Source organism: Bacillus sp. FJAT-29937 (assembly GCF_001509555.1).
In the GTDB taxonomy this organism is placed as follows: Bacteria; Bacillota; Bacilli; order Bacillales; family Cytobacillaceae; genus Cytobacillus.
Map to the genome: position 1 here is coordinate 241288 of NZ_LMAS01000002.1, position 13795 is coordinate 255082.

Consider the following 13795-nt stretch of genomic DNA (forward strand, 5'->3'; position numbering starts at 1 on the left):
AAACCTCAAGCTTTATTGATTAACATAGAAAATTCTAGTTTCTCTGGTGATTTTACCTGCATTATTTGCAACTTCGAACGTAACAACATGGAAATTTTCTTTTAATGGTTCTTTCACCTGGAAGGATAGAGTTGAACTTTCTTTATTAAAAGTTGGCTTATGTTCAATGCCATCAACAATCACACGGATACTGGACTCATCTAATTTTGATCCTTTATCGCGTACGATAGTCGCTTTCAAAAGAGGGGTTTTGCTTTGAATCACTTCACCCATTTTAAATGCTGGGATAACAGAAAGCTTCTGGCCAACATTGTCAGGATTATGTGCAGCTGCCTTTTCTACTTCCTTTAACACACGTAATGTATTCTGTCCTAACAATTTCTCAAGATCTTGTTTCGTGTAACCTCTTTTCACTAATTCCTCTGTTACCTTATACAATTCAGAAGAATCCTTTAAATCGGATGGCAGCGGTCCTCCATCGAAATCGGAGCCAAGCGCTACATGATCGATGCCAATCAATTTAACAGCATAATCAATATGGTCTGCATAGTCCTTTATATAGTTTGGTTCAGCTGGATATCCATACGTCAAAAATTCAGGATAAAAAACAATGCCTACTACACCGCCATTTTTAGCCAATGCCTTCAGCTGGTCATCAGTTAAATTTCGCTGATGATTTCTTAATGAATGGACGGCAGAGTGGCTCGCAATAATCGGAGCTTTAGAGACCTTTATAACATCCCAAAACGTATTTTCAGACATATGCGAGACATCAATGATCATTCCGAGTTTATTCATTTCTTCTGCCACTTTTTTACCCAGTTCTGTCAATCCGCCTTGAGATGGGGTTCTATTCGCATCCCCATATATTCTGTTTGCTCCTTCCCCTAAGGCATTTGAATAGTTCCAGGTAAATCCTACTGCTCTTACGCCAAGGTCATAATATTGATGAAGTAAGCCAATCGCATTATGTTCCTCTAAGGAATATGCTCCTTCAATCGTTGGTACAGCAGCAATTTTTCCATTGTGAATAGCTTTCTCAATTTCCTTTAAGGAAGGGGTGATACTGAAAATATCTGAGTTTCTTTCTTCAGTCCAATAGAGAGCATTAATTAAAGCTAATGTGCGGCTTATGCTGCGGGGATTATTTCCGTAGTAACCAGATGTATAAGCAGCAAAAAACGGAACATTTAGCCCTCCCTTATGAAGTTTTGGAATATCAATATGGAATGGAGTATTATTTTTGATATCGGTCACTGGCAGCCATGTATTTGTATCAACAACCTTCATCATCGTATCATTGTGGCTATCTACGACTACTGAGTTAAAATGGATATCTAATGCGGTTGAACCTTTTGCGGATACTTCATTTTGTTGATATGTAAGTCCGCCGGAAAGTATTAATAAAGCAGCCGCGAGATAAACAAACATTTTTTTCATTAGAAAACCTCCCCTTATAAGTTAGGAAACTTTGAATCTTTTTATTGATCGTTTTTGGTAGATCCCTCCCTATTTAGATCATCCCTCCTTAATTCCTATGATTTAAAAGCAAGTGATTCGTGTAACTTAGATCATTATATAGCCGTATTTTTCCATTTTCAAATATTACTGAATATTCAGTTAGATAGTCCTGATCTCATATATACCTTTAATCACACTTTAGAAAAAAGAACGTTACAAAGGGATTAGTCCCTTCGAAAGGCAGACCGAATCGCATACTGATTTGGTCTTTTTTGTTTAGTGTTGTCTTCTTTGGTGGACACCAGGGCCGTTATTTGGACGAAAAGGGGGTAATTCCGCATCTTTGCGGACATAGGTTCCGTTGTTTTGCAAAAAAGCATTGGTTTCCTAGTGTTTTTAGCAGATAAGGTACTCAGTGTCCGCTTAGCCATTAAATTAATGTATTTAATGGAAATAACGGATTCCATGTCCGCATAATTTCTAAGAGGCAGGAATTACTCAAAAGTTGGCATAAAATTTGCATTTACAACTTATATAAGAACGAAACTATATTTTTCTAGGAGGAATGAAATCATGATAAAAGATATGAATAGCATTCAGGAATTAATGGACTTAGATAAGAAACATTTTCTGCATCCGACCTCCCCTATAAAGCAGCAGCAGGATCAAGGTCCATCGTTTATTTTTACAGAAGGGAAAGGGGTTTACCTTAAAGACATGGCCGGGAACACGGTCATAGATGGCATGTCTTCTCTGTGGAATGTGAATGTAGGGCATGGGAGAGAAGAATTGGGGAAAGTGGCGATGGAACAAATGTCCAAGCTGGCGTTTTCCTCATGCTTTGCTACTTTTAGCAATGAGCCCGCTATTCGTTTGGCTGCGAAATTGGCCGAGATTGCCCCTGGGGATTTAAATGCCGCCTTCTTTACTTCCGGAGGTTCTGAGGCGAATGATACTGCTTATAAATTGGCGCGCCATTATTGGATTTTAAAAGGGCAGCCGAATAGAAAAAAGATCATCTCTAGAACGAAGTCCTATCACGGTGTTGCTATGGGATCGACAAACGCAACTGGCTTGAAGCCGTTCCGTGATTTTACGAATTCATTTGATCCAGATTTCTGTTATGCAGATCATTTTTCAACGCAAGATTTGCGAAATGTGATTGAAGCGGAAGGGCCAGAGTCAATTGCGGCGTTTATTGCAGAGCCAGTGCAAGGAGCAGGCGGACTCCATGTTGCACCGGAAGGCTATTTTAAGGAAGTTAGAAGTATTTGTGATGAATATGGCATTTTATTTATCACAGACGAAGTGATTACAGGATTTGGCCGGACAGGGAAATACTTTGGGATTGAGCATTATGGGGTTGTCCCAGATATGATGTGCTTTGCAAAAGGTGTGACGAGTGGCTATGCCCAATTAGGCGGAGTAATGATTTCGGAAAAAATCCACCAAGACTTTACTGAGTTGTCAACTGGTACCCTATTGCATGGCTATACGTATAGCGGACACCCAATGGCTTGTGCAGTCGCATTGAAAAATATTGAAATCATTGAAGAGGAAAACCTGATTAAGAACGCTGAAATCATGGGAGACGAAATGCTGAAAGGATTTAAATGGATTCAAGGCGAGCGGCAAATTGTCGGCAAAGTAAAAGGTCTTGGATTAATGGGCGGCATCGAAATAGTTAATGATAAAGGGACAAATGAGAAATTTACTAATCCAGTAGCACCAAGAATTGTAACGGAAGCAGGAAAACGAGGGCTCATTTGCAGATCTGTCGTGTTTGATGGCCAAGACACTGTAGTATTTTCACCGCCGTTAATCATTAATAAGGAAGAAATGGCAAGAATGCTAGAAATCCTGAATGATGCAATTGCGGCAATTGAAGCGGAGGTTTTAAAGTAATAGAGGGTTTTGGGCGAGTAAGGAAGAATATAAAACGATTAAGAGAAATGATTAAGGAGAGATCTAAATGAAGAAGAAATTATTCATTAACGGGGAGTGGGTCGAGGCAAGTGAGTATGTACCACTTAGCTCTCCTTATAGCGGAAAGTTGATTGCTGAAATTCCAGCAGCAACGGTTGAAGAGGTTGAAACAGGACTAGAGGCAGCCTATAATGCGAGAAAAATAATGGCGGCTATGCCAAGCCATCAACGGGCGCAAATTTTAGAAAAAGTGGTATTTCTATTAGAGAAGAGGGCTGAAGAGGCTGCTGAAATCATTGCCACTGAGGCTTCCAAGCCAATATCTGCTGCAAGGACAGAAGTAGGCCGCACCATCCAGACCTATAAATTTGCGGCTGAAGAAGCGAAGCGAATTCATGGGGAAACGATTCCGCTTGATGCGGCACCGGGCGGGGAAGGAAGGCTTGCCTACACAGTGCGTGAACCAATTGGAGTGATTGGCGCGATCACACCTTTTAATTTTCCAATGAATTTAGTCGCTCACAAAGTTGGGCCAGCTATTGCTTCAGGAAATACCGTTGTTTTGAAACCGGCTGGTCAAACACCGTTATCAGCGTTTTTCATTGCTGAATTATTTCAGGAAGCTGGATTGCCTGCAGGTGCTTTAAATGTTGTAACAGGCAGCGGTTCCATCATTGGGGAAAAGCTTGTGAAGGATGATCGGGTTCAGAAGATTTCTTTCACTGGAAGTCCTGCGGTAGGAATTGGAATTCGGAATAAAGCTGGGTTAAAGCGTGTTACGCTGGAATTAGGTTCGAATGCGGCGGTCATTATTGATAAAGGGATTGACATTGATAAAATTATCTCACGTTGTGTAGCAGGTGCATTCGGCTTTCAAGGCCAAGTTTGCATCTCATTGCAGCGGGCTTATGTTCATGAAGATTTATATGAGGCTTTCGTTGAAAAGTTTGTCGCAGCAACGAAGCAGCTGAATATCGGTGACCCGCTTGATCCGGCGACAGATGTTTCCGCCTTAATTACAGCAAAAGATGTGCAGCGGACACTTGATTGGCTGGAGGAAGCGAAACAGCAGGGAGCGAAGGTGGCTGTTGGAGGGACGGCAGAAGGGAATATTTTATTGCCGACCGTTCTCTTAGATGCTGATCCTTGTCTAAAGGTATCCTGTCAGGAAGTATTTGCGCCAATCGTACTGATAAATAAAGTGAAATCTGTTGATGAGGCGATTGAGCTTGTCAATGATTCTCGATATGGGCTTCAAGCTGGAATCTATACAGACAATGTCCATACCGCCTTAACCGCAGCACAGCAGCTGCATGTTGGAGGCGTCATGGTCAATGACATCCCAACTTTCCGAGTGGATAATATGCCATATGGCGGGGTTAAAGAAAGCGGAGTCGGCCGAGAAGGTATAAAATATGCAATCGAAGAAATGACGGAGCAGAAACTAGTCGTTTTTAATAGAAATTAGAAAAAGGACTGCAAATCTTTTTGATAAAAGATGATGCAGTCCTTTTTTATGTTCTTCTTAGATAACTCCAATTAACCGATTCAGAAAAATAAATACTGGATGCGCTTTCAATATTGAAAAATTAAATTTCACTTTTGAAAGATTATAAGGTGATTAACCCCACCCAATCTCCTATAATCTGAAAAATTAATAAAATTTATTTTGGCATGGAATTTGCAAGATTAGTAGATATAAATACTTTCAGTGAGGTGAAGTCCATTGACCCGTTATGAATATGGCGGTGATGAGTTTATTTTTGTGGAATTATCTGAAGCGATGAGCTTGGAAACGAATTTTCAGGCTATGGCGATTACAAAGACATTAAGAGAGGAAAACCTTTCAGGAATTCTAGATATTTGTCCATCCAATGCATCTTATATGATTCGTTTTAATCCTGATATCATTCACCCTGATGAATTAATTGCAAAATTGAAAGAACTTGAACAGACGGTTTCATTAGAAAACTTTGAAATTACAGCTCGTGCTGTTGATGTTCCGGTCTTATTCGAAGACCCTTGGACACATGAGGCGTTAATGCGTTTCAGGGACCGACATCAGGACCCAACAGCCACAGATCTTGAATATGTGGCTCGCACAAACGGCTTTCAATCGAAAGAGGAACTTATCAAATCGATTACTGATAGCCCGTATCTCGTTTCAATGATCGGGTTTGTACCTGGATTGCCATGGTGCTATCAAATGGTGCCTCGCGAACAACAAATCGAAGCGCCGAAATATGTTCGCCCTCGTACATTTACACCAGAGAGAGCATTCGGATTTGGCGGAGCCTTCGCCGTTATCTACCCAGTACAAGGAGCGGGCGGATACCAGCTTTTTGGGACTGCTGCCGCACCAATTTATGAAAAAGAACAGCGTTTGCATGATTTCAAAGATTCTATGACTTTCCCTAGACAGGGAGATGTTTTCCGATATCGCAGCATTACGATGGAGGAATATGAGGATATTCGAAAACAAGTGGAAAGTGGGGATTTCCGCTATTTAACAAAGGAAATTACGTTTAAGCCTCAAGAGGTACTCGAAAATCCGAAAGCATTTTCAGATTCCGTGTTAAGGAGGTTGTATGCATGATTAAAGTAATCAATCCTGGACTCCAAACGACCGTTCAAGATTCCGGCAGAATTGGCCATTATGAAGTGGGGATGCCTCCATCAGGGGCCATGGATAAATACTCTTACTTTGCGAGCAATTTACTCGTTGGGAATAAGGAAAATGCGGCTGTTCTTGAAATCACCTATATGGGGCCAGTATTAGAATTTCAGCAAAATGCAACCGTTGCCATTACAGGTGGCGAGATGCCACCGAAAATTAATGGAGAACCTGTTCCGATGTGGGAAACGCTGAAAGTGAAAGCTGGAGATGTGCTTTCATTCGATTTTATTAAACAAGGTGCACGTGTATATTTGGCTGTTGCTGGCGGAATTGACGTACCGCTAATCATGGAATCACGCGCTACCTACACATTGTGTGGGATTGGAGGGTACGAAGGCCGCGCACTTCAATCAGGAGATGAATTGAAAATTGGAAGTGATCACGAAACAGCAATCGCAGCAGGAACCCGTATTAGTGATGAACTCATTCCGACATTCTCGAAAAAAAATGAAATCCGTGTTGTATTAGGATTATGCAGTTATCGATTAACAGAGGAAAGTAAAGAACGGTTTTTCTCAATTGAGTGGACAGTAACACCGGAAGCAAACCGTGTGGGCTATCGATTTAAAGGGGAGCGCCTAAATTTCGTTGAACGGGAACAGCCATTTGGAGCCGGAAGCAATCCATCGAATGTTGTTGATTTAGGCTATCCGATTGGATCCATTCAAGTGCCTGATGGGGTAGAGCCGATCGCTCTCTTAAACGATGCCGTGACAGGCGGAGGATACGCGACGATTTGTACCATTATTAGTACAGATTTAAATAAAATGGCCCAAATCAAGACCAATGAAAAAGTTCGGTTTGTGGCAGTTGATATCCACGAAGCACTTGAGATCCGCAAAGATTATCAGAATAAAATCAATCAAATGAAGCAGCAAGTATTAGCTCAAGTAGGAGGATTAAAAAATGGCTGAACAAAAAACAGTACTAACACCAATCCCAGGAGTTTTCTATCGCAAACCAGCTCCAGATAAGGATGTGTATATAAAAGAAGGAGCCCTTGTAAAAGTGGGCGATGTGATCGGCCTTGTCGAGGTTATGAAAAACTTTTACGAAATTAAAGCGGAGAATGAGGGAGTTCTAGCGCAATTCTTTGTTGAAGACGAGGACCTTCTCGATGCAGGCCAGGAAATAGCAGTCATCATTGAACAGTAAAATTTTTCTGAAGAGGAGGGAAATGCGGATGGCTTATTTTAAAAAGGTGCTGATTGCAAACAGAGGGGAAATTGCGAGGAGAATTATTCGCACCTGTAAGAAGCTTGGCATCGATACAGTTGCAGTCTATTCCGAGGCTGATGCAGAGGCGCCTCATGTTAGTGAGGCTACTGAGGCTGTTTGCATCGGTCCAGCCCAAGCGAAAAAAAGCTATCTTAATGTAGAAAAAGTTATTCAGGTAGCAAAAGAGACGAAATCGGATGCGATTCATCCGGGCTATGGATTTTTATCGGAAAATCCGGAATTTGTTCGGCGCTGTGAGGAGGAAAATATTGTTTTTATCGGTCCTTCCGCAGAAACGATTCGCCTGATGGGAAGCAAGCTTGAAGCACGCATTCAAATGCAAAAAGCAGGCGTAAGCGTTGTACCGGGTACGGATAAAAGCATTGAATCGATAGAGGAAGCTATTCAGATTGCCAATGATCTTGGCTATCCGCTTATGCTAAAAGCAAGTGCGGGCGGCGGCGGTATCGGGATGCAGCTCGTGCATAATGAAGACGAGTTACAAAAGGTGTTTGATTCGACAAAACAGAAGGCAAATTCATTCTTCAATGATGGCACTGTTTTTCTGGAAAAATGGATTTCAACACCTCGCCATATTGAGGTGCAAGTCGTTGCAGATGCCTACGGAAACGTCATGCATTTATTTGAAAGAGAATGCTCCGTCCAACGGCGAAATCAAAAGGTAATCGAGGAAAGTCCTTCGCCGTTTCTAGATGAAGCCCTTCGAAATGAGCTGTTGGAAGCGGCCATTCGTGGCGTTAAGCAAATCGATTATACAAATGTTGGCACAATGGAATTTATTTTTGACGGAAATAAAAATTTCTATTTCCTTGAGATGAATACCCGCTTGCAGGTCGAACATCCGGTAACGGAAGAAATAACAGGATTGGATTTAGTGGAGCTGCAGCTAAAGATAGCTGCAAAAGAACGATTGACTTTTACCCAGGATGATATTACAAAAACAGGCCATGCAATTGAATGCAGGCTTTATGCAGAGGATCCAGTAACGTTCTTCCCTAGTCCGGGGGTTATTTCTAGCTTGGAGCTGCCGGGAGATGATGTCAGGTATGATTTTGGCTTCATTAACGGAAGTGCGGTTACCCCTTTTTATGATCCGATGATTGGAAAAATTATCGTTCACGGCATATCCCGTGATGACGCAATTTGTAAAATGCAAAAAGTTCTTGAAGAAATGGATATTCAGGGAGTAAAAACGAATCTGCCGCTCCTCGAAAAGATAATGAAAAACGAGCAATTTATAAGCGGAAATTATACGACTGAATTTCTGGCAGAGCATAAAGCAGAACTGCAAAAGAGGTGAAATAAATGCTTAAAGTAGATTTGAACTGTGATATGGGGGAAAGCTTTGGCCTCTATGAATTAGGCAATGATGAAGAAATGATGCAGTACATTACCTCCGCCAACATCGCTTGTGGTTTTCATGCTGGTGATCCGCATGTAATGAGGAAGACAGTAGAGCTTGCGAAGAAATACGAAGTTGGAATTGGCGCGCATCCCGGATTTCCTGATCTATTGGGCTTTGGCCGCCGATTCATGACTTGTACGCCAGCAGAAGTTAAAGATTATGTCATGTACCAGGTTGGTGCTTTAAGAGAATTCTGTGCTTCAGCCAAAGTGAATATCCAGCATTGTAAGCCGCATGGAGCTTTATTTATGAAAGCGGCGGAGGATAAGGCATTAGCACGTGCCATTTTAGAGACGCTTCATAATATCGATCCGGAAATGATTATTTTCGCTCTTAATCAGTCCGAATTGTTTGAGGAAGCAATTAAAATGGGCGTTCCAGTTGCGAAAGAAGCTTATTCGGATCGTGAGCATACTGAAAGCGGCTCGATTGTTTTGACGAGGAAAGGGACGGCAATCACCGATTATGAGGCCATGGCGCAACGGGTTGTTCAAATGGTGAAAGAAGAACGGGTGATCACTCATGATGGGAAGGATGCTCCGATCAAAGCTGAAACCATTTGCATACACGGCGATACACCAGGTGCACCTATTTTAGCCAAGACAATAGTTGAGGCCTTAAAGATGAGCGGAGTGGAGATTGTTCCAATTAGGAAAATAATTTAAATATAGGAGCCATCGCTCCCTTCCTTTATAGGAAGGGATAAGGCTGTGATTAGCAAAGTTTTAAAATGGAATTATTCGAATTTTGGAAATAAACAACAAGATGTCAAAACTGTTATAAGGAGAGGTCGCTTTGAAAATTGAGCATTCATATACTTTCAAGGGTATCCCAAGAGAAGTGCTATGGAGAACCATTCAAGATAAGGAGGTGTTGAAAAGGTCGTTACCAGGATGTAAGTCATTTGTTGAGGTAGAGGACAATGTTTTTGAGTCTGAGCTAGGCATTAGTATTGGTCCTGTAAAGGGAGTTTTTACAGGGGGTGTCCGGCAGGTTGATCAAAAGGATCCTGAATTTTACCGTCTGCTTGTTACCGGAAAGGGCAAGCCAGGTGAAATTGATGCGGATGCTGAAATGGCTTTAATTGAAACAGAAGAAGGAACTGTACTTGAATGCAAGGCAGATGTGAAATTGACAGGTATTCTCGCTTCGGTTGGCCAGAGAGTCATGAGTGGAGTTGCGAAGGTCGTCATTGGTCAATTTTTTAAAGATATAGATAAAGAGGCGAAACAGCTCGTCTAACGTAATTTAATTATTTCTGTAGCGAGCCAAGGTAAATGTAATTAAAGGTACTAATTGGGAGGTGCAGTGAATGGCAATCGAAAATGTAAATGTAAAGGTGAAAATCAACGGAAAAGAAAAATGCGCGGATGTAGAGCCGCGAACGCTGCTTGTTCACTATATTCGTGATGATCTTGGTTTGACAGGTACTCATATTGGCTGTGATACAAGTCAGTGTGGAGCATGTTCGGTTATGGTGGATGGAGAAGTAGTGAAATCGTGTACAATGTTGGCTGTTCAAGCAGACGGATCAGAAATTACAACAGTAGAAGGCCTAGGGCAAGTAGGGAATTTGCATCCAATCCAGCAAAGTTTTTGGGAAAAGCATGGGCTGCAATGCGGATACTGTACACCTGGGGTGATGATTGCAGCGGTTGGTCTGCTGAAGCAAAATCCAAATCCAACTGATGAGGAAATTCGTGAAGGACTTGAAGGGGTTATTTGCCGCTGTACTGGCTATCAATTTATTGTTGAAGCAGTCAAACATGCAGCGCAGCTTATGAGAGAAACGGAAGTTCAATTAGTAGGAGAGGAGCGCTCATAATGACAAAGGTTGTTGGTGCTCGGCTGAAGAGGAAAGAAGATCCTAAGCTGATTACAGGTAATGGTAATTTTTCAGATGACATTGTACTCCCAGGAATGCTGCATGCCGCTATTTTGCGGAGCCCGCATGCTCATGCCATGATCAAAAGCATTAATGTGGAGGAAGCATTAAAGGCACCAGGGGTTGTAGCGATTTATACCGGGAAAGATTTAGAAGGCAAAATTGGCCGGATCCCTTCATCATGGCTTGTCCCGGGATGTGATTTGAAGGAAGCCCCGCAATATCCACTGGCGATTGATCGAGTTCGCTATGTGGGAGATGGTGTTGCACTAGTCATTGCGGAAGGCCGCTATGCGGTTCGTGATGCCATGTACTTAATCGATGTTGAGTATGAAACGCTTGCACCTGCAGTAGGGCAGAAGAAATCGATGCAAGACAATGCTCCACTTGTTCATGACGATATTGAAAACAATATTGCGTTCCATTGGAAGGCGGGAGCAGTGCCTGAAGAGGTTTGTGAAAATGCAGAGGTATCTATTAAGCAAAGCTTTTATGTACAGCGGGTAGCGCCAAGTCCGATTGAAACACGTGCAGCTATTGGCCAGTACAATCCTGGAAGCGGAGACTTGACACTTTGGTGCACCTCCCAAAATCCTCATATTCATCGGATGGTTTTAAGCGAAGTGCTCGGAATCTCAGAAGCTAAATTACAGGTAATTGCTCCAGATATGGGCGGTGGCTTTGGCGGAAAAATCGGCGTCTATCCTGATGAAGCACTTGTTGGCTATGCAGCACGGGATTTAGGCCGTCCTGTGAAATGGATTGAGGAAAGAAATGAACACTTTACTGCCTCTAACTATGGACGTGATGAAGTCCTTGATGTCGAGTTATATGGGAAAAGGGATGGAACGCTAAGTGCCATTCGGGTGAAAAATACCCATAACGTCGGCGCATATTTATCGACAATGGGTCCAGGTGTTTCCACAATTGATTTTGGACTTATGATTACCGGGGCTTATAAAATCCCTCATGCATCATGTGAAACGTTTGGCGTTTATACGAATACAACACCAACTGACGCCTATCGTGGGGCAGGTAAGCCGGAATCAACTTATCAAATTGAGCGTGCAATTGAGTTATTCGCAAAAGAGATCGGGATGGATCCTATAGAGCTTCGAAGGAAAAATTTTGCCCAGAAAGAAGAGTTTCCTTTTACGAATGCACAGGGCTTAGTGTATGACAGCGGGGATTATGAAAAGCCGCTGGCAAAGGCTCTTGAGATGCTAGATTATAATAAATTCCGGGAAGAACAGAAGGAACTGCGCAAGCAAGGAAAACTTGTCGGCATTGGGTTCTCCACATATGTGGAATTATGCGGATTTGGACCATCTAAAGTTGCTGGTGCAATTGGATTCCAAGGGGGAGTTTGGGAAAACTCAACCGTTCGGGTCCATCCATCTGGAAAGGTGACAGTCTATTCTGGAACCTCTCCGCATGGTCAAGGACATGCGACAACTTTTGGTCAAGTCGTATCGGAAAAGCTTGGCATTCCAATGGATGACATTGAACTCGTGTTTAGCGATACAAAGTCAATCTCGATGGGGTGGGGAACATATGGATCCCGTTCAGTAGCCGTAGGGGGCGCTGCAGTTTCCTTTGCGACAGACCGCGTTATTGAAAAGGCAAAGAAAATTGCTGCCCATGAGCTTGAAGCTTCTGTAGAAGACATTGCATTTGAAAATGGAATCTTTTCAGTGAATGGCCAACCAGGCTTTGTACGCACATTCCAAGAAATAGCCAAATCAGCCAATATGGCATGGAATTTGCCGGAAGGATTAGAACCATCCTTAGAAGCTCAGGCCTTTTTCGACCCGGAAAACTTTGTGTATCCGTTTGGCACACATATTGCGGTTGTTGAAATTGATAAGGCAACTGGACAAATCGAAATCAAACGATATATAGCAGTTGATGATGTTGGGCGTGTTATCAACCCATTAACCGCAGAAGGCCAAGTGCATGGCGGTATTGCTCAGGGAATCGGTCAGGCACTTTGGGAGGGAGCAGTTTATAACGAAGATGGGCAGCTGTTAACCGGAACATTTATGGATTATGTGCTGCCAAAAGCTCGCTTTTTCCCTAAGATCGAAACGGCTTTTACTGAAACCTTATCCCCAGTTAACCCACTTGGTGCAAAAGGGATTGGAGAAACAGGGACGACTGCATCAACTCCAGCGATCATGAACGCGGTTATGGATGCGCTTGAGCAATACGGAATTAAAGATATTGAAATGCCGCTTACACCTGAAAAAGTATGGCGGGCTATTTCAGAAAGTGAGGGCAAGTAATTTGATACCTTCTAAATTTGATTATGTTCGCGTAAATTCCATTGATGAGGCCATTCAGCAATTACAGCAATGTAATGGCGAAGGAAAGCTGATTGCTGGAGGGCATAGCTTAGTTCCACTTTTGAAATTCAGATTATCGGAGCCAGGCGCTCTGATAGATATTAGCCGCATTGCCGAGCTAAAAGGGGTTCAAAAGGATGGAGATCGCATCGTTATTGGTGCACTCACGACCCATTTCCAAGTTGCGAATGATCCAATTGTAAAAGAACATATTCCTGTTTTATCTGAAACCGTCAGTCAAATTGGCGATTTGCAGGTGCGCAACCGGGGAACGATTGGCGGGAATATTGCTCATGCGGATCCAGCTGCAGACTTACCGGCCGCCGCTTACGTCCTTGATGCGGAAATTGCCTTTCATGGAGAAGCTGGCCCTGAGAAGATGGATATAGACAGCTTCATCGTAGGACCGCTTATTACGATGCTCCCTGAAAATAGTGTGTTAACGAGCGTTTCGTTTGCCATTCCACCAACGCATACGAAATCTACTTATCTTAAATTTTTCCACCCGGCTTCTGGTTATCCTGTCATCGGAGTCGCTGTTGTTGCTGGGGTTGGGGAAAATGATGTCATTGATTACATTAAAATTGCCATTACAGGTGTCGGGGATGTTCCATACCGTGCGACCTCTGTAGAGGATAAGCTTCTTGGCCAAACCTTGTCTGAATCGGTGATTAAAGAAGCTGCACAATTGGCAGCCGATGAAGGGGAAATGGCATCTGATCTATACACTTCTGAGGAGTATAGAAGAAACCTTTGCAAGGTGTATACGGAGAGGGCATTGCATTCTGTCTTTTATTAAAAAAATAGTTAAATAGAATAGGGGGCGCATCTTAACTAGAGAGACGCCCCTTTTTAAA

At 42.6% G+C, this 13795-nt stretch carries 12 protein-coding genes; 11 read left to right on the top strand and 1 reads right to left on the bottom strand.

Features of this window, described 5'->3' with window-relative positions:
* Positions 1–12: 12 nt before the first annotated feature.
* The gene (locus AR328_RS04900; RefSeq protein WP_066290981.1) at positions 13–1440 is read right to left on the bottom strand and encodes a dipeptidase; all 1428 of its coding nucleotides are present in this window, start codon (positions 1438–1440) and stop codon (positions 13–15) included.
* A gap of 594 nt (positions 1441–2034) precedes the next feature.
* Between AR328_RS04900 and AR328_RS04905 the strand changes: the two genes are divergently transcribed.
* The 11 genes from AR328_RS04905 (at position 2035) to AR328_RS04955 (ending at position 13737) form a co-directional block, all read left to right on the top strand.
* Positions 2035–3366: an aminotransferase family protein gene (locus AR328_RS04905; RefSeq protein WP_066290989.1), complete on the top strand. Its 1332-nt coding sequence runs from the start codon at positions 2035–2037 to the stop codon at positions 3364–3366.
* 67 nt (positions 3367–3433) lie between these two features.
* A complete protein-coding gene (locus AR328_RS04910) occupies positions 3434–4855 on the top strand; it encodes an aldehyde dehydrogenase family protein (RefSeq protein WP_066290991.1) in 1422 nt (473 codons plus the stop codon).
* 258 nt (positions 4856–5113) lie between these two features.
* Positions 5114–5983 (top strand): 5-oxoprolinase subunit B family protein, encoded by an 870-nt coding sequence (locus AR328_RS04915; protein WP_066290993.1) that lies wholly within the window; start codon positions 5114–5116, stop codon positions 5981–5983.
* The gene (locus AR328_RS04920; protein ID WP_066290995.1) at positions 5980–6978 is read left to right on the top strand and encodes a biotin-dependent carboxyltransferase family protein; all 999 of its coding nucleotides are present in this window, start codon (positions 5980–5982) and stop codon (positions 6976–6978) included. Before AR328_RS04915 ends, AR328_RS04920 begins: the two co-directional genes overlap by 4 nt.
* Positions 6971–7219, top strand: coding sequence for an acetyl-CoA carboxylase (locus tag AR328_RS04925; protein ID WP_066290999.1), 249 nt, complete (start codon positions 6971–6973; stop codon positions 7217–7219). The genes AR328_RS04920 and AR328_RS04925 overlap by 8 nt, the downstream gene beginning before the upstream one ends.
* A 28-nt stretch (positions 7220–7247) precedes the next feature.
* The gene (locus tag AR328_RS04930) at positions 7248–8603 is read left to right on the top strand and encodes an acetyl-CoA carboxylase biotin carboxylase subunit (RefSeq protein WP_066291002.1); all 1356 of its coding nucleotides are present in this window, start codon (positions 7248–7250) and stop codon (positions 8601–8603) included.
* A 5-nt stretch (positions 8604–8608) separates the two neighbouring features.
* Positions 8609–9373: a LamB/YcsF family protein gene (locus AR328_RS04935; protein WP_066291004.1), complete on the top strand. Its 765-nt coding sequence runs from the start codon at positions 8609–8611 to the stop codon at positions 9371–9373.
* 130 nt (positions 9374–9503) lie between these two features.
* On the top strand, positions 9504–9950 hold the full coding sequence (locus tag AR328_RS04940; protein WP_066291010.1) for a CoxG family protein: 447 nt from the start codon (positions 9504–9506) through the stop codon (positions 9948–9950).
* A gap of 70 nt (positions 9951–10020) precedes the next feature.
* On the top strand, positions 10021–10533 hold the full coding sequence (locus AR328_RS04945) for a (2Fe-2S)-binding protein (protein ID WP_066291012.1): 513 nt from the start codon (positions 10021–10023) through the stop codon (positions 10531–10533).
* Positions 10533–12878 carry a xanthine dehydrogenase family protein molybdopterin-binding subunit gene (locus tag AR328_RS04950; protein WP_066291016.1) on the top strand — a complete coding sequence of 782 codons (2346 nt, stop codon included), beginning with the start codon at positions 10533–10535 and terminating at the stop codon, positions 12876–12878. Before AR328_RS04945 ends, AR328_RS04950 begins: the two co-directional genes overlap by 1 nt.
* A 1-nt stretch (position 12879) precedes the next feature.
* The gene (locus AR328_RS04955; protein ID WP_066291018.1) at positions 12880–13737 is read left to right on the top strand and encodes an FAD binding domain-containing protein; all 858 of its coding nucleotides are present in this window, start codon (positions 12880–12882) and stop codon (positions 13735–13737) included.
* The last annotated feature ends 58 nt before the right edge of the window (positions 13738–13795 follow it).

Bases quoted from the DNA above. Each gene is read 5' to 3' on its own strand.
- AR328_RS04900 (WP_066290981.1), bottom strand. From the start codon at position 1,440: ATGAAAAAAATGTTTGTTTATCTCGCGGCTGCTTTATTAATACTTTCC.
- AR328_RS04905 (WP_066290989.1), top strand. From the start codon at position 2,035: ATGATAAAAGATATGAATAGCATTCAGGAATTAATGGACTTAGATAAG.
- AR328_RS04910 (WP_066290991.1), top strand. From the start codon at position 3,434: ATGAAGAAGAAATTATTCATTAACGGGGAGTGGGTCGAGGCAAGTGAG.
- AR328_RS04920 (WP_066290995.1), top strand. From the start codon at position 5,980: ATGATTAAAGTAATCAATCCTGGACTCCAAACGACCGTTCAAGATTCC.
- AR328_RS04925 (WP_066290999.1), top strand. From the start codon at position 6,971: ATGGCTGAACAAAAAACAGTACTAACACCAATCCCAGGAGTTTTCTAT.
- AR328_RS04930 (WP_066291002.1), top strand. From the start codon at position 7,248: ATGGCTTATTTTAAAAAGGTGCTGATTGCAAACAGAGGGGAAATTGCG.
- AR328_RS04935 (WP_066291004.1), top strand. From the start codon at position 8,609: ATGCTTAAAGTAGATTTGAACTGTGATATGGGGGAAAGCTTTGGCCTC.
- AR328_RS04945 (WP_066291012.1), top strand. From the start codon at position 10,021: ATGGCAATCGAAAATGTAAATGTAAAGGTGAAAATCAACGGAAAAGAA.
- AR328_RS04950 (WP_066291016.1), top strand. From the start codon at position 10,533: ATGACAAAGGTTGTTGGTGCTCGGCTGAAGAGGAAAGAAGATCCTAAG.